The 16,896-nt window shown below is 60.9% G+C and carries 16 protein-coding genes and 1 pseudogene; 1 reads left to right on the top strand and 16 read right to left on the bottom strand.

Annotation, left to right across the window (positions count from 1 at the left end; all coding sequences use genetic code 11):
- Positions 1 to 2: 2 nt before the first annotated feature.
- The gene (locus EAO39_RS08500; RefSeq protein ID WP_120967006.1) at positions 3 to 2,867 is read left to right on the top strand and encodes an Alw26I/Eco31I/Esp3I family type II restriction adenine-specific DNA-methyltransferase; all 2,865 of its coding nucleotides are present in this window, start codon (positions 3 to 5) and stop codon (positions 2,865 to 2,867) included.
- Here EAO39_RS08500 and EAO39_RS08495 read toward each other — a convergent pair.
- From EAO39_RS08495 to EAO39_RS08420, 16 genes and pseudogenes are all read right to left on the bottom strand, one after another.
- Positions 2,857 to 4,509, bottom strand: coding sequence for an Alw26I/Eco31I/Esp3I family type II restriction endonuclease (locus EAO39_RS08495; RefSeq protein ID WP_120967005.1), 1,653 nt, complete (start codon positions 4,507 to 4,509; stop codon positions 2,857 to 2,859). The genes EAO39_RS08500 and EAO39_RS08495 overlap by 11 nt on opposite strands.
- Before the next feature lie 97 nt (positions 4,510 to 4,606).
- Positions 4,607 to 4,804, bottom strand: a pseudogene (locus tag EAO39_RS08490) (glycoside hydrolase family protein); the annotation flags it as partial.
- 32 nt (positions 4,805 to 4,836) lie between these two features.
- A complete protein-coding gene (locus EAO39_RS08485) occupies positions 4,837 to 5,334 on the bottom strand; it encodes a hypothetical protein (protein WP_120967004.1) in 498 nt (165 codons plus the stop codon).
- Positions 5,331 to 5,840 carry a lysozyme gene (locus EAO39_RS08480; RefSeq protein ID WP_120967003.1) on the bottom strand — a complete coding sequence of 170 codons (510 nt, stop codon included), beginning with the start codon at positions 5,838 to 5,840 and terminating at the stop codon, positions 5,331 to 5,333. The genes EAO39_RS08485 and EAO39_RS08480 overlap by 4 nt, the downstream gene beginning before the upstream one ends.
- Positions 5,837 to 6,064 carry a hypothetical protein gene (locus tag EAO39_RS08475; RefSeq protein ID WP_120967002.1) on the bottom strand — a complete coding sequence of 76 codons (228 nt, stop codon included), beginning with the start codon at positions 6,062 to 6,064 and terminating at the stop codon, positions 5,837 to 5,839. The genes EAO39_RS08480 and EAO39_RS08475 overlap by 4 nt, the downstream gene beginning before the upstream one ends.
- Positions 6,061 to 6,363 (bottom strand): DUF6127 family protein, encoded by a 303-nt coding sequence (locus tag EAO39_RS08470; protein WP_045667466.1) that lies wholly within the window; start codon positions 6,361 to 6,363, stop codon positions 6,061 to 6,063. The genes EAO39_RS08475 and EAO39_RS08470 overlap by 4 nt, the downstream gene beginning before the upstream one ends.
- A gap of 65 nt (positions 6,364 to 6,428) precedes the next feature.
- The gene (locus tag EAO39_RS08465) at positions 6,429 to 6,779 is read right to left on the bottom strand and encodes a DUF2793 domain-containing protein (protein WP_120967001.1); all 351 of its coding nucleotides are present in this window, start codon (positions 6,777 to 6,779) and stop codon (positions 6,429 to 6,431) included.
- Positions 6,780 to 6,782: 3 nt separating this feature from the next.
- A complete protein-coding gene (locus EAO39_RS08460; protein ID WP_120967000.1) occupies positions 6,783 to 7,391 on the bottom strand; it encodes a hypothetical protein in 609 nt (202 codons plus the stop codon).
- Entirely contained in the window at positions 7,391 to 9,664 is a 2,274-nt protein-coding gene (locus EAO39_RS08455; RefSeq protein WP_120966999.1) for a phage tail protein, read from the bottom strand. The genes EAO39_RS08460 and EAO39_RS08455 overlap by 1 nt, the downstream gene beginning before the upstream one ends.
- Positions 9,664 to 9,876 carry a hypothetical protein gene (locus EAO39_RS08450; protein WP_120966998.1) on the bottom strand — a complete coding sequence of 71 codons (213 nt, stop codon included), beginning with the start codon at positions 9,874 to 9,876 and terminating at the stop codon, positions 9,664 to 9,666. Before EAO39_RS08450 ends, EAO39_RS08455 begins: the two co-directional genes overlap by 1 nt.
- Positions 9,873 to 10,100, bottom strand: a complete 228-nt coding sequence (locus tag EAO39_RS08445) for a hypothetical protein (protein WP_013246730.1) — start codon at positions 10,098 to 10,100, stop codon at positions 9,873 to 9,875. Before EAO39_RS08445 ends, EAO39_RS08450 begins: the two co-directional genes overlap by 4 nt.
- An 18-nt stretch (positions 10,101 to 10,118) precedes the next feature.
- A complete protein-coding gene (locus EAO39_RS08440; RefSeq protein ID WP_120966997.1) occupies positions 10,119 to 10,907 on the bottom strand; it encodes a DUF2163 domain-containing protein in 789 nt (262 codons plus the stop codon).
- On the bottom strand, positions 10,904 to 12,472 hold the full coding sequence (locus EAO39_RS08435; RefSeq protein WP_120966996.1) for a hypothetical protein: 1,569 nt from the start codon (positions 12,470 to 12,472) through the stop codon (positions 10,904 to 10,906). Before EAO39_RS08435 ends, EAO39_RS08440 begins: the two co-directional genes overlap by 4 nt.
- Complete coding sequence (locus EAO39_RS08430; protein ID WP_120966995.1) at positions 12,469 to 13,527, bottom strand: hypothetical protein; 1,059 nt, start codon at positions 13,525 to 13,527, stop codon at positions 12,469 to 12,471. Before EAO39_RS08430 ends, EAO39_RS08435 begins: the two co-directional genes overlap by 4 nt.
- Positions 13,528 to 13,547: 20 nt before the next feature.
- Entirely contained in the window at positions 13,548 to 16,253 is a 2,706-nt protein-coding gene (locus EAO39_RS08425; RefSeq protein ID WP_120966994.1) for a phage tail protein, read from the bottom strand.
- Positions 16,253 to 16,894, bottom strand: a complete 642-nt coding sequence (locus tag EAO39_RS08420) for a DUF6441 family protein (protein WP_120966993.1) — start codon at positions 16,892 to 16,894, stop codon at positions 16,253 to 16,255. The genes EAO39_RS08425 and EAO39_RS08420 overlap by 1 nt, the downstream gene beginning before the upstream one ends.
- Positions 16,895 to 16,896 lie beyond the last annotated feature (2 nt).

Here is a 16,896-nt window from a genome sequence, read left to right as displayed (position 1 = left end):
GCATGAATATGTTTGCTTCGAATTTAAATCAGCTCCTTGAAGCCACCTCAGGAGTGGAAACTACATACAAAGTTGGAAAAAGCTTGGAGCAGCGATTAACCGGCAGGTTCTATACGCATGCCAGAATTGGAAAGGCAATGGCGATTGATGTCGCCAAGCGCCTTGAGGCTTCTGAAAGCCTAAAGATTATTGACCCGTTTTGTGGTGATGGAAGACTGCTGTGCTGGCTCATTGACGCCCTGTACGAACAAGGAAAAATTCCGTCGAAATCTCTTGAAATCGCTGCCTGGGATTGCGACCAATCGGCGATCAAAACCGCCCAAAAGGCAATCTCACAGAGAATTGAAACCCTTGATATCTCTGTCGCACGCGTAGACGCACAAACAATTGATTCATTCGAGTATGCGTTAAAAAATCAGCAGTCCTTTGATATCTGTGTAACAAACCCACCCTGGGAAACGATTAAGCCCGATAGCAGAGAGCTAGCCGAGCTTGAGCAAGAAGACAAAGAAGCATACGTTTCACTCTTAAAAGAGAAAGTATTTCGACTCGAAAAGGCTTATCCATACTCCAAGCCAACTAGGAAGTTTTCTGGTTGGGGCGCCAACTTGGCTCGTTGCGGAATCGAAGCTTCTGTGCGATTGATCGCGCCGGGAGGATACTTTGCCATTGTTGCGCCCGCCACTATTCTCGGTGATCAAATTTCTGCGCCTTTGCGTTCTTGGTTATTTTCACAAAATACCGTAGATACAGTTCATCACTATCCTGCAGAAGCAAGGCTTTTTGAAGGCGTTGACCAGTCAGCAGTATATTTTGTTGGCCACAGGGGCATAGGTCAAAAAAATAAAAGGCCACTCGAGGTGATACAGCACTTTGAGAAAGAGCAGGAGGCGCAGCCACCCGTCTTGGAAATATCGATTTCTTCTCTAGAAGAAAATCACTATGCGATTGGGTTTAGTAGCTCGCCAGAAATCGCAAAAGCGATGCCTTTTCTCGCTGATCTGCCAAAGCTAGGTGACTACGAAACCGGAGCGGATATCCTTTTCAAATTGGGGCGAGAGCTAGACGAAACAGGGATTGCGAGCAAGCTATCGGACACAGGTAGTTATCGATTTGCCAAAGGTAGGCAGATCACTCGCTACTCTGCGGTCGGTGGCGAAGCGGCATTTTTGAAAGGGACGATCACACCTCCATCATCTTCAGATTTGCATCGCCTAGTTTGGAGAGACGTTGCAAGACAAAGCTCAGCTCGTCGAGTAATAGCGACAATCATTCCTCCTGGTGTAGTGACAGGGAACTCACTCAATGTCCTTATACCAAAGAGAATGCCCTATGAAGCGTTGCTTGCTGTCCTTGGCGTATTTAACTCAGTCATATTTGAAGCGCAAGTGCGGGCATCAATCAGCACAAATCACTTATCAGTAGGTGCGATCCGACGGATAAGGGTGCCAGATCTATCATCCAGAACGCATGTAGAACGAGTATCAAAACTGGTTGAGAAACAGCTACGAGAACCCTCCGAGTCGTACTCCGCCCAGATAGATGTTGAGGTGGCGAGCTGGTATGGGTTGCCCGATGACGTCTACTTGGACTTATTGACAATGCTCGAACGGCACTCCCCCAATGACGTTTCGGAGATTAAAAGAACAATGGCAGTTCGCCAGCAGAAATCAAAAAATGAAACGATACGCATTGAAAATCATTACGCCGCGACACTTAGTGAGCTTGATTTGCGCATCTGTCGTTCCGTTCCACCCGGAGGGAACTGGAAAGATATCCCTGAGGACATTCCTTCCGAGCGAATAAAGAACATCAGAATCAGTTTCGCCAAAGGAGAAGGAAGCCGATCAACATACTATGGACGATTGCACCCGGACAGGCCTTCGTACACGATCAACACCTACTTCACCAGGCCAGGAAATGGGTGCCATATCCACTACGATTACAGCAACGAGCAGCATAGAACCCTTTCTCATCGAGAGGCCGCTCGACTGCAATCCTTTCCTGACAACTTTATATTCAAAGGCAACAAAGGTTCGGTCGCTACGCAAATTGGAAATGCCGTCCCTCCCTTGCTGGCATTTCAGGTCGCTCGGCATTTGAACATCGTCGGACAAGCCGTAGACCTTTTTGCCGGTGCTGGCGGACTTGGCTTAGGATTTGGATGGGCAGGATGGGAAACGCTTGTCGGAAATGAATTAGAGGCGAGTTTCGCCGAGACTTATCGAACGAATGTTCACTCGAACATCGTAGTGGGGGACGTCACAGATGACAGCATTAAAAAGCAGATTCTGACGGAGGCGAAGGGGGCCAGAAATAAAGATTTGCCTCTTTGTGTTCTTGGAGGTCCGCCATGTCAAGGATTTTCGACCGCAGGTAACAAACGCTCTATGGAGGACGAGAGAAACTGGCTCTTTAGAGATTACTGCGGGCTGCTTGCAGCACTTAAGCCCGATGTCTTTGTATTTGAAAACGTCACAGGCCTACTCAATATGGAGGGCGGGCGCGTTTTCGAAATGGTTAAAGACGAATTATCAAAGCACGCGAAGAGACTTATCGTGTGGAAGCTGCACTCCGAAAACTATGCAATTCCACAGCGGCGCAGCAGAGTGATCATCGTTGGCGATAACACTGGAAAAGTTCCTGAGTCTCCCCCGCCAATGATTTCGACTCTGTCTGCAAGAGACTTGATTTGCGATTTGCCGCAACCGCCGTCGGTAAAGGAAGCGCTAGACGACCTGCCCGCCCTAAAACCCGGACAGGATGGCGGTGACCTTGGTTATCGCCACGAGCCCACCACGCCATATCAGGCACTAATGCGCGGCGAAATTTCAGCCGCGCAATATTTGGAGAAGGTCACTCGATAACTTCGCCAGGAGCCGACCGCACATAACGGTCGGCACCCCACATGCTGTCTAGTTCCTTGCCAACCTCATACATGCCTCGTGCGAAGTGTTCTCGAACCGCTGCAAATGCGGCATTGTTATCTGAAAGAATATCGGGAAGTGAGTTTGCCAACGCCCGAAGATCCGCCTCGGACACCTTGGATTCACCCACGATTTCGGCAATTTTTTTATCGAGATCGTTTGTTAGGGATTTCAGTCTCTCTAAATCCGTAAACCCTGCCGAGAACTCCGCTTCGGAGCGATCGTTTGATATAACAAATGCGCTTCGATTCTCCTTTCTGTGGTAGTCGATCAGAGATGTGAATGCGATTCGAATCCGCCTAGCTTTCTGTTCTGTCGCGTACTTTGTGGTTCGTGGATTTCTTGTTATGGAATTGAAATGCGTAAGGTGATTGATAGCACTTAATCCAACGAATTCAGGGTCGAAATCCGCTGCTTCCAGATGCAAAAGGCTAGCGAGGAATGTGTAATAGCCACGATCCAAGAGTGCTTTCAGGAGGGACATATATGTATGGCGGTTGTCCCGAAGCAGTTTGCTGAGGCGCAGCGCCGTTTCAGCATCGCCAACAGAATTCTTTCGGCGATCCCAGATCTCTTTGGCAAACCACGAGATGACACTCTCTCCAGCCGCCTCGACGCCAATCAGCAATCTCACATCACTGGCGTACATGCGATTGTTTTTTCCGCTGTTGCAGGTTTTGCACAGAAGTTGAAATTGTGGGCGATGCGTGAATCCGAGTGATATCGGACCGATGTGGTCAGCTTGGCATGGCTTGGGATGAACGCCGCCTTGCACCGCATTAAAGCAATTTTCTTGCTCGAAAATTGGGTTGGATCTCACTTGGCCCATCAGGCGATCTGCGGCAACCCAATCCCCATCTACCCAATATTCAAAAACCCGCCGATCAGTTACATACGACTTTAAATTTTCCTTGGACCGGCCTGTATCAGCTGTAGAACGACAGCAGCGGTTAAATGAGTGAAATCCGTCGAGCCGGTCAGGAGGGTTTGACATCGCACCAGGGCTGAGCATTCGTGGTTCTTGTGGGATGTACGTTTCCCGTAAGAATTGCTCCCAAGCATCAAACGTCTTTGCCAGGGGTGGGATGTTAATAGATGTTGTTGCGAAGAGCTTTGGAAGATCATCGTACAATTTCGACCCAAAGCGCTCATCTAGACGCGCTAAAAGATCGCAGACGTGCTCCACTTCAGATAGCTCAAACGTATCGTCTATGTAGGGCAGCTTGCGAATCCTGGCAAATAGGTGCTCATTCGGATATGCGTACGCGATCTGAAGCTCTTTTCCGCAAGTCTTACAGGGCTTTACCCCGAAAGGGTGAATTGCTTTTGCTGTTTTGCTAATCCACGTGCTATCGGTATTCGGATCAATTCCGATGGAAAGTGCTTTTAGCCTCCACCACTCGCGCCGTTTGTGATGGGTGTCTTTGAATTTTCCGGATTTTCGATTTGATGGAGCTTCCCACTGAATTTCGCCGCGCTCGCCAATCGTGTCAGGCATGCCGGCATAATTTGGGTGGTTGACTATTTTTTGCGCATATTCCAAAAATGTTGCGTCGCCATATTTTGGTTTTTTCTTGGCCATAGGATCCCGAGCTTGAACAGAAAAAGCCCAGATGGGCTTGACAATCACTCTTTATACAAGCAGCGTGTCAGATGGTCAATCAAGCTGGCCTGCCCGACTAGCATGAAAGCATTAGTGTGATCTCAGCTTTCCTACGCGTGACTAGACCAGGCTGCACTCTTCCGCCGCCATAGACCCATCGGCGTAGCTCTGACGCGGCTGCGACCCAGTCCCGCTGATTAATCCGCCGTCGCAGCGTCGACGTCTGCAGCCGCCCGGCCCCGAGGTTGGACGTGCAGTCCACGGTAGCTGCGATCCACCACCGGGCTGGTAGCTGGCACTCGATCCTTACCTGACGTTCGGTGTCATTTCAACGATCCACGTCTGCAACGCCCTCAGTTGCTCGGCGTTTTCGTGGCAGGTCTGGTAGTTGGCGGCAAGGGTTCCGGCGATGGCAGAGAGCGCAATGCCTGCGGCCGCCGCATCAGCATCTCGGGCGGGCTCGGGCAGTTCACCGGCGGCGGCAGCGTCGTGCAGGCGCACAAAGCCACGGTTGATAGTGCAAGCAGCATCGGCTTGAACGGGCACATAGACGGGAACCTCCTTGATGATGGTGTCGCCCTTCTCGCGGACGACGCGGACGCGGTCGACGTACTCGGTGACGACCTTGACGGTGGTTTGCGCCTGCCGCTCGCGGGCGACTGCGGCCTGCAGGGTTTGTTGCTGGACGGCGGCATCCCACTGCGCTTGAACTTGACTCGCGCCCTTGATCCAGCCAGATCCGATCAGGGCTGCGCCGAGCGCCGCGAGGGCCAGCAGCCGGTACGGCCAGGGAATCACGCTCACGACGCCTCCCCGATGCACTGCTGGTATTCGGATTCACGCCGTGTAGCCAGCCCGCCGCACAGCCGTGCGTTGGCAGGCAGCGCGCAGTCCTTGCCCTGGAAGAAGCGCCAGCGCCGCAGTTCGGAGCACGCCCCGGCGTAGTCACCGGCATTGAGTTTCCTGACCAGCGTGGACTGGCAGAACGCCCGGCTGCCGACGTTGTAGGAGAAGCTCACCAGCGCGTCATACTCGTGCTGCGCCAGGGGCACGGTCACGCATTGCTTGAGCGCCCCCTCGAACTGCTGCACATCGGTGAGCGCGCGGGCCAGCGCCTTCGGCGGCGTGGTGGTGTCGCCCAGCTTCACCCCGGTGGTGGTGCCGAAGCCGATGGTTGGCACATCGCCCTTGACGGGGATCACTGCGCGGTCGGTGTAGCCCTCGTGCAGCACGATACCGACCAGGGCGGCGGCGGACAGCGTCAGTCCGGCCACCGTCCTGCGCATCGCTGGTGATGGTGGCCGGGTCATCGGTGCATCTCCGGCTGCGCCACGATGCGCGCGACGGTCGCGCCGATGCTGGCGGCAAAGGCCAGCAGCATAAACGCGCCGCGCGGCAGTACGTCCCCGAACAGCGGCACCACCACTTCCGCTGCCGTGAAGGCAGCGGCCAGCAGCGAGAAGCGAATGCTCCAGGCCCGTCGCAGCACGCGCCGCCAGTCGTCCAGAAGGCAGATCTTCGGCTTGGCGGTCATTGCACGCCTCCCATCAGCTTCAACTTGATGGCGGCCCCCACCAGCAGCGCGGCCAGGATGCCGGTGGTCACGACCTTGATGGTGGTCTGCCACGCCGTGCGGCGGGCATCGCGCCACGCTTCCAGCAGGTCGCGCAGTTCACGGATGTCGCGGGCTGCGTGGCCGTTTTCGAGGCCAAGGTGCGCCAGCACACGCTCGGCTCCGCGTTCTGCGGCGCGGTCGAGTAGTTCGTCGAAGTCCTCGCGTCGCAGCAGGAGCATGTTCTCGACGAGCGCAGGCTGTTGTTCGGGTTCGGTCATAGCAGTCTCCAGAAATGCGAAACCCGCCTCGTGGGCGGGTTTCTGGTGGGTACGAAGATGGGAAATCAGATGGCGATGCCTGCGCTCCAGCCGGTGGACTTGTAGGCTGAGAGCTTGGCCTCGTCTTCGATGTAGCAAAGCCAGCCCACCTTGGGCGGATGGAACTCCCACGTGCCATCGATGCGCACGACGATCTGGTTGGTCTTGCCTGCCCACACGCCGGTGGCAGCGGTGGGGACGATGTAGCGGTCGCCATTGGCGGGGCTGGTCGGTGGCGTGGTCAGGTCGCGGTCTTTCACGGACAGGCCGACCACTACGCCGAGGCGTTTGAGGTTGGCGTCCATGCCGGTGTCCCAGCCGCTCTCGCCGAGCGTCCAGCCGTAGTTGAGTCCAAGGTTCGGATCGGTTGATGACATGGTTTATCTCCAAGGATTCGATGCTTGGCCGATGGTCTGACGTATGCGTCGGACAGCGCCGGGGTCGCCGATGCGATGGCTTTGCTGCGGGTGCTGTCGCCAATGACGCCCAACGATGGGCAGGTACAGCACGCCGCCACGCTTGGCCACGAGCAGGGTCAGCAGCCAGTCGGCGAAGTTGTTGAGGTCGGTGGTTTCCGCAAGCGCGACTTCCACGGCAGACCGGCGCATCACGATCAAGCCATGCACATGGCTGGCGCTGTTGGCGTGCTGCCAGCGGCTGTAGGCCAGACGCCGCACCGCGATGTCGCGGCCGTTTTCGTCGGTCAACGCTTCGTCGGTGTACGCCATCACGGCCTGCGGGCAGGCATCCAGCGCATCGGCCAGTTGCGTGAAGGCACTGGCTTCGTACAGATCGTCGGGATCGACGAAGGACACCAGCGGCAAATTGCCCTGCGCGTAACCGGCAGCGCGCGCTTCGCCGATGCGGCCCGGGATGCCCGGCAGCATGTGCAACTGGATCGGTGCGCCTTCGAGACTGGCGATGCAGGTCTCGCGCCATTCGGCAGGTTCGTTCAAGGTGAGCAGATGAACATCGATGCGCGGCTCCATCAAACACCTCCCCAATACTGACCCCAGCGCAGGCCGTATCCCGCACGATCCGCAGCGCGCACCTGCGGTTGCCAGCTTTCCAGCCCGTCACGCACGGCGTTGAGCTCCAACGTGATGCGGTCGCCCAGCGCACCGGCATCAGCCGCAGCCGTCGCCACATCCCACACGAAATTCGCTCCGGTGATGCCGGACGCCGTATGCACCAGCGCGTCGTTGCGATCTCGGATGCGCACCGTGTAGCTCACCCCCGGTTCTGGCCCGATGTCGGCTTCGCCCTGCTGCACGAGGTAGGCGGTCTGCTGGGTGCGGTCGCGATGGGCCCACGCGATGCTGAGGTCACCGGCGACCACGGCAGGCTCGGTCTGGCCATTGAGGCGGATGCGCCCCGGTGGATACGGCAAGGCCTGTCGCCCGGTCAGTACCATCGGCTGGCCATTGCTGGCCAGTTCCGCTTCGCCTTGATCGGTTGAGGTGCGCGGGATGGCTCCCACGAACACCGATTCACCCGGGGCGCGCTCCGCGCCTTCCGATGCCAGCCACTCGCCCACGCCAATGAGGCGGGTTCCGACCCGGTGCGATTGCGGTGTGGTGTCGAGCACGCCGCGTGCAAGGTCAACCGTGGGCGCAGCGGTATTGAAGCCCAGGACGGCGACGGCTTCACAGATCTCCCCGCTGGCATCGACCAGATAGGCGTAGTCGCCCACGGTCAGCCTTTCCGGCTGGCTGACGGCGGTCACCGGCACGCTCATGGCATCGGCCTCGCTGGCTGGCAAGCCCGCATCAAGCGTGAGCAGTGGCGCGTAGTCCTCGCTGGCAACGCTGCCGATCTCGCCTGCCGAGGCACCGGTGGCGAGCTGCCAGTTGAGCTGGCCCGCACCGCCCACAGCGGCCAATGCACCCACCGCTGCATCGGTGTCGGTCAGGTAATCCAGTTCGGCACGCGACAAGCTGCGCGCCAGTTCCCAGTACGGAATTTCCATCGCCAGCACCAATGCAGGTGGCAACGGCTCCAGGGTTGGCTCGTCGATGATGGGCGGCGTCGGTGCCAGCACGGCGTTGTCCAGCCCGAACACATCCTCCATCGCTTCGATGCGCCACTCGGCCGCGCCCAAGGTGCCGGTATCGATGCCGGTCACGCGCACCACCATCTGGTCGATACCCAAACGCGGCCAGTTGAGCAGGAATACGTCACCGGGCAGCGGTGCGCGTTCCAGCGTGTCGCGTGCCACGGTCAGGCTCATCCGTGCCAGGGGCGAACCCAGGGCGCGCAGATCCCGCAGCGCCAGACGCGCGGCCAGCGGCCCGTAGTTGACGCCCGGGTAGTCACGGCGCTGGTTGATTACGCCGCCTTGCAACTGAATTGCGGCAAGGTTTTCCACAGTGACGGTGGTGTCGCCGCCGGTTTGCCAGTCGGCGTAGACCACGGTCAGCTCGTTGGGCAGCTCACCCCACTGCGCGCGCTCGAAACGCTCCAGCCGCACGATCTCGTCCGGCCCCAGTTGCGGCAGGTCATTGACCCAGTAGTCGTCGCGCAGCAGCTTCAGCTCGAAGGTGCCTTGCTCCGGATCGGTGTAGAGAATGCCGCCGATGTGGTCGATGACCTGACTGATGAAGCTCTCGATGGGCTGCTGGCGCGTCCAGATCAGATTCAGGCCGAAGCCCTCATCCGACAGGGCCCACGCCGCATTCCAGAAGCTCCAGCCGATGCTGTCCTGCGGGTAGCCCATGCCCCAGTGCGGGTCGGTCAGGCATTGCACCAGGATGTGAGCCGGGTTCATGCCGACACTGATCTCGCGGCCTTGGCTGTCATCCCAGGCGCGGACTTCAGCGTTCCACTCCATCCACGGATAACCGTGCCAGCCCGCCGTGAAACGACGCACGCGCACGGCCCACGGCTTGATGTAAGGGTTGTTGGCCGCAAACAGAATCTTGCGCGCCACCAGTGACAGCACGCCCCGGAAGGCTGGAATGGCTGGTCCAAGGCGGCTCATCAGGTAGTCGTTGCGCCCCTGGCCGGGGCCTCCGGGCAGCACATCGATGTTGCCGACCACACCACCTTCACGCTCGTCACCGCCAAACAGCGTGGGCTTGTGGATACCGAGGGTGGTCAGGCCGTGCCCGCTGGACAGCGGCCCCCGGTCGGCATCGCCCCACGCGGTACGGTCGCCCATCTGGATTTCCTGCACGGCATCCACAGGCCCTTGGCACAGCACCAGGTGCAGTCCCATCCGGTAGCGGTAGCCGACGGTTTGCTTTTTGCTGCTGCCACCCATCAGTGCTGCTCCTGCCGGGTGTGCGCACGGGCGTGCTCGACCACCCGCAAGGCCATCGCGTCGCCGGTGTCCAGCAAGGTGTCGGCAGCGCAGCCGTCACGCAGAAACGCGCGGAAGTCCAGGTCGTGGCGCGCGAACCAGACCCGCGTGCCGTTCACGCACAGGCCAACGGCGCGCACATCGTCGATGGTGACGGTTACATCCGTGCTCATTTCTTGCCTCCTTTTTTGCGGATCGGTTCGGCTTCCAGATCGCCGTACCAGACGACGTTGGCCCCGCGCAGCAGCACGGTGCCGAACACGACTGGAATCGGTCGGCCTTCTTCTGCTGTGGGTGCATCGACGTCGGACAGCGATGCGGGTTTGGGCTCGGGCGGTTTTGGTGCGAGCGCGACCGAAACCAGCGCCGCCACCACGATGACGACGAGGTACCACATGGAAATTCTCCGGAAGGGTCAGAACACGCCCGTCGAAAACGGGTTTTTGCTCGGGATGGCGGGAAAGCCGCCGTAGTTGTCGAGGTTGCCGAAGCGCGAGGCGCACGTTTGCGTGCTGTGATCGCAGCCGACCGTCAACAACACTTGCGTGCCCGGCTCAATGGCCGCTGGATAGAGCAGCTCGACGCCACTGCCGTAGTCGCGGATGATCATGTGGCGTGCTCCATCCGGCGTTTGCAGCCAGCCACCGGCCAAGCTACCGCTGACGCCACCCGGTACACCGCCATCGAGATCGACACTGCGGCCATAAGCTTCATAGACGAAGGCACTCTCGGAAATGGGCGACGCCCCACAGGCACTGGAGTACAGAACGTGGGAACAGTTGCGGCTGTAGAGCCTGCGCAGGCCGATGCGCTTCAAACTGACCTGTGCCGATTCGCAGCGGATGCGGGCGGCATCGGCGTCGATTTCCACACCCAGCACCCGGCCCATCCAGCGGGTGCCCGACAACCACCAGTAATCGCCCCAGGTATCGCGCCGCCCGATGCGCAAGGTGACTGAGGTGGTGTCGCCGGTGAGCGACGTGGCCAGCAGGTGGCGCACAAGTTCACAGTCGGGTGGCAGCTTGAGATCCAGCGCTGACTTGGCCGCTTCGGCCCCCAGCGCCAGTTCGTTGCGCTCGATGGACAGGCTGGTGTACAGCGTGCCGTCGAGATCGACGTCGAATTCGTGCGGGGTCAGGTAGAAATTCGCGCTGCTGCTGGCGAAGGCGTAGAGCTCGACTTCCATCAGCGCTTGCTGGCTCATACGGCGTACTCTCCATACGTTTCTCGGTCGTTGCCGCGTGGCTCGGGCAACTGGCGCGCGGTCAGGGTGATCTCCGCCAACTGCGGGCTGTGCCAGTACACGTCGATGGCGTCGTGGTCGAGGCGGCAGCGCGCAAGGCGAACAATCCGGCTGCCTGCGGGCACCCAGTCGTCGAGGCCCGAGCGCAGCACCAGCACACCGCCCTGATCCAGATGGCAGGTAGCGGTCAGGGCGTACTGCCGATAGCCGTCCGGATGCACGATCAAACAGGCGGCGGGGCGATGCCAGAATGCCGAGAGGTCTTGGCCATCGACGCGCAGGAAACCGTCATCGGGATCAGCTTCGACGCTCACCCACAGGATCGGGGCCAAGCCATCGGGCAGCCAGAAGGCTTCCAGACGGCCTTGAGTGCGCCACAGCCGCGCCCGCCAGATGTCGACTTCATCAAGCGAGCTGGCCAGATAGCGGCGCTGGTAAGTCGTCGTCGCCCACGGATCGTCACGCCGCACCCACGGATCTGCGGGTGAGAAATCCTGGCGCGTGATCGTCGCCTGCGCGCTGGCCGTGGGATCGTCGCGCCAGTTGCCATCGGGCCAGACCGGGATCTCGTCCAGCCACGGGTCATCAAGGACATCCATGTCCGGCGTTTGTTCGGGCGTGACGCTCGCGGTGACGCTGCCGCCGACCATCCCCGGCACCCATTGGGTGAGATCGGCCGGATCAATGGCCTTGCCCCACACCAGCGGCAGCACGGCGCTACCAGCCGCCGCTTTGCGGGCCAGCGGATCGGCCAGCCATAGCAGATCGGCTTCCACGTCGCTGAGTTGGGCAACTTGCCAGCCCTCGGGCGCAATGATCAAAGCCCAGCGTTCGCTGCCCTCCCAGCCTTGCACGCCGTCGTAGGTCAAGCGCAGCGCAGCAGCCGGAGGGGCAAAGCGCCGCCAGGCGGCCTCCGATACCGCCAGGGTCAGCGCGCCCTCCTCAGCGTTTTCGACGAGGTGGACGGCGTACTGTGATAGCGGCCACCATGCGGTTTGGCCCTGATGATCGGCCAGCCAGTCGGCGACCAGTGCGTCGGTCGGGCGGGCATTGCCCACCTTGTAGGTGAGCCAGCGCCGAGGAACGCGGCGGCGTGCTTGCCGGGATTCGTTGCCGCTGGCCAGCCGTGTGACGCTGGTCTGCCACTCCAGCCGTTCGACCAAGGGCTCGGTCCAGTCGTGGCGGAAGGCAAACACACCGCGTTGCGCATCCGGCCAGGGTTGATCCCCGAAGGCGTCCATGCCAGTGGCGACGATGGCGCTGGATGCGGTGTCCCGGCGCAGCACCTCGACGAGGAATACCGGGGCATCGATGGGCGGCCACGGGTGCGCCAGAGACTCAGCAAGCCAAGTCGCAGCCAAGTTGGGCGGAACCGGTGCAATGGCGGTTTCGGGCGTGAAGGTAGCCGCACGGGCTCCGAACGATGCACGCGACAGCACTTCGCCCTGAAATTCCGGCAGTTCACTTCCGGGCGTCGGCCTGCTGGAGACCTCCGCGAGGTTTCGAGCGATGACGCGATCCGTCATGCCGACTCCACGCCGAACTCAGCGGCATTGAAGGCGGCCTCCGTCCATTGCACGTTGCCGTTCGGGTTGCGTTCGAAAAGCGTGCTCTGCCACGCCAGTTGCTCCTGCAGGATGATGTCGGCGCTGGTGGCGGTTTGCGCGCCACTGACCACGAAGCCTTTGACCTTGCCCAGACCCCCATCGGTCTTGCGCGCCAGCATCGTGAGTTGCACGCCGTAGATGGCGGGCGTGGCCATCGCCGGCAGCGGCTCGACATCAAAGGACTGGCGCAGTCCTGCACTGGACGCGCTGATCGCCGTGTCCTCGTCCTCGTCGCTCACGGCTTCCCATGCGGCAGTACCAACCGGACTGGCTGTCCACTGGTTCAGGCTGCCATCGGCCTGTGCCTGCAAAGCATCGACACGCACATCGCCCAGGAAGGTGTTGTTGATCGTGCCGGTGGTGTCGGCGATGTAGAAGTCATCGACGTCGATGGTCAGCGGGCACGACTGGCCCGGAACCGCACCCACGAATGCGGTGACCAGTTGGCCACCACCCTGGAGGGTGTTCTGCGCGGTCATCTGAATGGCCAGGATGCCGTTGATGCGCACCGACAGCACGCCGTTGCTGGTGCCTTGCGTGACCTGCAGCTCGATGTAGTGCCAGCCGCGCGCCGGGGCGCTGGCGACCGAGGTCGAGATCAACTGGTCGTAGCCGTATTGCCAGCGGTAGAGCTTGAGCCGCCCGTCCTCGCCGATTTTGACGAGGTGGGCGACCTGCGCGTTGGCATCGCGCACGCCCAGCAGCAAGGGCTCGGTGTAGGTGTTCTGGTACGGCACCACGCGAATGGACGCCCCCACGATCAGGCTGGTCTTGGTGGCGTCGAGGTTCTTGACGTAGCCACCGCCCGAGCCTTCCGGCAAACGCAGGGCATAGGAGGACGGGCGACGGCCATTGATGCGGGTGGCCTGCGGCGACAGATACGCCGCCTTGCCTCGCGCCAGCCACGGGTCGCCAAAGCTGTCCACAGCCTGCGGGTCGTAGTGGTCGAAACCATCGATGAACAAAAGTGCCATGTGGACTTTCCCCTCAAAATTCAGCTTTGGAGCGCCGAGCGGATGGCCCGCGCGTTGCGCCCGATGATGTTGACGATGACCCGCTCTCCGGCAGGCGACTGCAGGTGGTCGTGGGTCACGCCGGGATCGATGGCGTTGACGATGCGCACCGCTTGATTCATCTGGGGCTGTGCGGGTGGCACTTTGACCTCCGGCACCAGACCACCGGCAGCAAAGGCCAGCTCGCCGCCTTTAAAACGCGGGCCGACGGACAAACCGTTGAGCGAGTCGAGGAAGGCCACGCCGACCTGGCGCACGGCGGCCGCCCGCACCACGTATTCACCTGCGGACAGGCGCGCCGGGATCGAGTCCGAGGTGGCACTACCCGGGCCGGAGACCAAGCCACCACCCGCGAATTTCTTGATACCGCCCAGCAGCGCCATTACAGCGGCCACCATCGCCACCATTGCGGCAATGGCCAGCCCCGGGCCAACGATGGGCACGGAGGCTTGCGACGCTGCGGCACCAGCACCGGCCTTGGCGGCATCCATCGACACCACGGCGGTGGTTTCGGTGGTCTTTTGCGCGACTTTGGCCGCGCTGGCCGCCGCATCGACGGTTTGCTCCTGCTGGATGAAACCGAGCTTGAGCGCCAGCATCCGCGCCTGCATGGCGATCCATTGCTGGAAAGGCTGAATCACGATCTGCTGCAGGAAGGCGTCGGCCACCTGCTGGAACAGGCTGGCCATCGCGCTGCGCCAGGTCTGCGCGCCGGTGATCATCCCGTTGAGCGCGCCTCCAAAACTCTCGCCGATGCGGTTCCACAGCGGGGTCATTTCATCGACCGTGAGCCGGGTGCGCTCCAGTTCATTGCGCCACGCCTGCACGCGGATCACAGCATCCGGCCCGATGGCCTGCGCCGCCTGTTGCATGGTCGGCAGCAGGCGCTCCATCTCGGTGGCCGATTGCTGCTGCAAGGTCACGATCTGTTGGCGCGCCTGTGCTTCGGTTAGCAGCCCGGCCTGCTGCTGGGTCTGAAGGGCCTCCTGCGCATTGCGCAGACGCTCGGTGACCTGCCGCCATTGGGTTTCCAGTGCGGATAGGTTCGCTTGCGCCGCCTTCACGTTGATCAGTCGGTCAACGAGCGACACGCCGTCGGCATCACTTTCTGCAGCGAGACGTGCCCGCAGATCCCGGTAACTGCGCTCGATGGCAGCTTGCCGGTCGGCATCTGTAGCCGTGCCTGTGATCTGTGCCAGTTCCTCACGCGCCTGCGCCAAGGCATCGGCCAGCTCACGCTCGGCTTGCGCGGCCTTGCGCGCATTGGCCTGCTCAATGTCCGTGCGCCGGTTATTGAGCGTGATGAGGTCCGCTTCCGCCTTGGCCACTTCGGCCTTGGCACGCAGGCGGTCGTTTTCCGACTTGCCGTTGGTGGCGATCTGCTGACTGCGGGCCAGCTCCTGCTGCTTGCGGGCGATCTCGGCGTCGACCTCGCGCTGCTCGATGGCCGTTTTCTGCGTGTAGTAGTCGCGCACCGAGATCAGACGATCCTCAAGCGCTGCATCCAGCGCGGTTTGTTGCCGCGCCAGTCCGTCCTTGAGCAGCGCGAACTCGGCGTCCAGCTGCGCTTTCATCAGCGTGGTCTGCGCGCCAGTGGAGTCCTGCGCAGCCTTGCCCGCTTTGGGTTTGGTCAGCCGCTGCAACAGTTCCGGATCGGCCTGAATTCGGGGTGCCTTGACCTCGATGGGTTTGGGGTCGAACAGGCTGTCGCGGAAGGACGCCAGCTCATCGAGCCGCTGGATCAGGCTGCCTTTGAGGTCGGCAATGATGGCCTTGGCCCCGTCGGTGTTGCCCTTGAGCGCTTCGACCGCCGCAGCGACACCGCCACCAATCGCTTCACCCAAGGCGACGAAGGCCTTGCCAACCGTGGCGACACCGAGCGCCAGGGTCTTGAGCACCAGCACCACGCCATCCAGAATCGTGCGCAATGTGCCGCCTTGCTTGGCTGACTCGACCATGCCACCGGCCATGTCGTTCAGGGCGGGCAGCAAGGACGCGATGATCTGGTTGCCAATGCTCTGGGTCGCCAGTTTCAGCTTGTCGAGCGCGTCGTTGAAGTTGCCTGCCTGCGCGGCGGTGTCCGCAGACAACTGCAGCCCGAGTTCAGCGGCTTCCTGCTTCAGCGCACCGATGCCATCCCGTCCTTGGTTGAGGAAGGGGATCATTTCGGCACCGGCCTTGCCGAAGATATCGACCGCCAGCGCCGCCTTCTCCGCGCCATCCGGCATGGCCTTGAAGCGATCGGCCAGATCCAGCAGTACCTGTTCGCTGTCGCGCAAGGTGCCATCCTGGTTCTGGACCGCCACGCCCAGCGCACCGAACTTCTGCGCGGACGTTTCCGAGCCGGTGGCGGCCTCCAGCATGCCGGTGGCCAACCTCTTGAGCCCGGCTTCGAACTTTTCGGTGGAAACCGCCGACAACTCGGCGGCAGGCACCAGCAGCGACAGCGATTCGACGGCGATGCCAGTACGCTGCGCCATCTCGTCCAGTGCATCGGCTGAGTCGATGCTGGACTTGATCATGGCGCCGATGCCCGCCAACGAAACGCCAACGCCAAGGTTGGCCAGCACGCCGTTGACACTCTTGGCGGTGTCAGTGAGGCCGCCCAAGCCCCGCTTGATCGAGTCGAATGCGGTCTTGGTCTGGTCGACAGCGCTGATCAGGATTTGGGCACGATTGCTTGCCATCAGACTTTGTCCAGTTCTTGTTGAATCGCCCGAGCCAGGGCAGGCAGCGCGCGTTGCACGCCACCGGCCAGATTGAGTCGGCGCTTGAGATCGACGCGCTTAACCAGCACGGCAATCGGAATTTCCTGGCCGCGCTTGATCTGCTTGGCCCCGGTACGTCCACGCTCGGCGCGCTTGAAGCGGCCCAGTTGCCCGGCGTTCTCTTTGATGTTCTCGGCCATCAGCAGCACGCGGCCGTTCTTCTCGATAAAGAAGGCATTGCCCGAGCGCATCAGGCCATCGATGACCGCCTTGAAGCGTTTGGGGCCGATGCGACCGGGCAGCAGCGGAATCAGCAGATTGCCGCTCACCGTGCCGCCTTTTTCGTGCATGCCAAGCCACGGAATCTTGCTGCCCACCAGCAAGGCGGGCAGTTGCTCGGGCTTCTTGTCGAACACCTTCACACCCATCGAGGAGATGAAGCTATTGCGCTTGACGGTGAAGGCGCTGCGCACCTCGGATCGCGCCGCATCACGTACCTCGCGCCCACCCGATTGCATGCCTTTGGCGACGGCGGTGTGGATGGCGCGACGCCGCTCGGCGCTCCACGCCGCCAACTGGCGGGGGTCCAGCAGACCGGTGGTGGTGAGCGAGAGACGCATGG

Source organism: Comamonas sp. lk, from assembly GCF_900564145.1.
GTDB lineage: Bacteria > Pseudomonadota > Gammaproteobacteria > Burkholderiales > Burkholderiaceae_C > Comamonas.
Note: the sequence above shows the minus strand (reverse complement) of the source record. Positions and strands in the feature narration are given on the sequence as shown.

What these genes read in the sequence shown, in the direction of transcription:
- EAO39_RS08500 (WP_120967006.1), top strand. Translation starts at nt 3, where the DNA reads ATGAATATGTTTGCTTCGAATTTAAATCAGCTCCTTGAAGCCACCTCA.
- EAO39_RS08495 (WP_120967005.1), bottom strand. Translation starts at nt 4,509, where the DNA reads ATGGCCAAGAAAAAACCAAAATATGGCGACGCAACATTTTTGGAATAT.
- EAO39_RS08480 (WP_120967003.1), bottom strand. Translation starts at nt 5,840, where the DNA reads ATGACCCGGCCACCATCACCAGCGATGCGCAGGACGGTGGCCGGACTG.
- EAO39_RS08475 (WP_120967002.1), bottom strand. Translation starts at nt 6,064, where the DNA reads ATGACCGCCAAGCCGAAGATCTGCCTTCTGGACGACTGGCGGCGCGTG.
- EAO39_RS08470 (WP_045667466.1), bottom strand. Translation starts at nt 6,363, where the DNA reads ATGACCGAACCCGAACAACAGCCTGCGCTCGTCGAGAACATGCTCCTG.
- EAO39_RS08465 (WP_120967001.1), bottom strand. Translation starts at nt 6,779, where the DNA reads ATGTCATCAACCGATCCGAACCTTGGACTCAACTACGGCTGGACGCTC.
- EAO39_RS08460 (WP_120967000.1), bottom strand. Translation starts at nt 7,391, where the DNA reads ATGGAGCCGCGCATCGATGTTCATCTGCTCACCTTGAACGAACCTGCC.
- EAO39_RS08455 (WP_120966999.1), bottom strand. Translation starts at nt 9,664, where the DNA reads ATGGGTGGCAGCAGCAAAAAGCAAACCGTCGGCTACCGCTACCGGATG.
- EAO39_RS08450 (WP_120966998.1), bottom strand. Translation starts at nt 9,876, where the DNA reads ATGAGCACGGATGTAACCGTCACCATCGACGATGTGCGCGCCGTTGGC.
- EAO39_RS08445 (WP_013246730.1), bottom strand. Translation starts at nt 10,100, where the DNA reads ATGTGGTACCTCGTCGTCATCGTGGTGGCGGCGCTGGTTTCGGTCGCG.
- EAO39_RS08440 (WP_120966997.1), bottom strand. Translation starts at nt 10,907, where the DNA reads ATGAGCCAGCAAGCGCTGATGGAAGTCGAGCTCTACGCCTTCGCCAGC.
- EAO39_RS08435 (WP_120966996.1), bottom strand. Translation starts at nt 12,472, where the DNA reads ATGACGGATCGCGTCATCGCTCGAAACCTCGCGGAGGTCTCCAGCAGG.
- EAO39_RS08430 (WP_120966995.1), bottom strand. Translation starts at nt 13,527, where the DNA reads ATGGCACTTTTGTTCATCGATGGTTTCGACCACTACGACCCGCAGGCT.
- EAO39_RS08425 (WP_120966994.1), bottom strand. Translation starts at nt 16,253, where the DNA reads ATGGCAAGCAATCGTGCCCAAATCCTGATCAGCGCTGTCGACCAGACC.
- EAO39_RS08420 (WP_120966993.1), bottom strand. Translation starts at nt 16,894, where the DNA reads ATGCGTCTCTCGCTCACCACCACCGGTCTGCTGGACCCCCGCCAGTTG.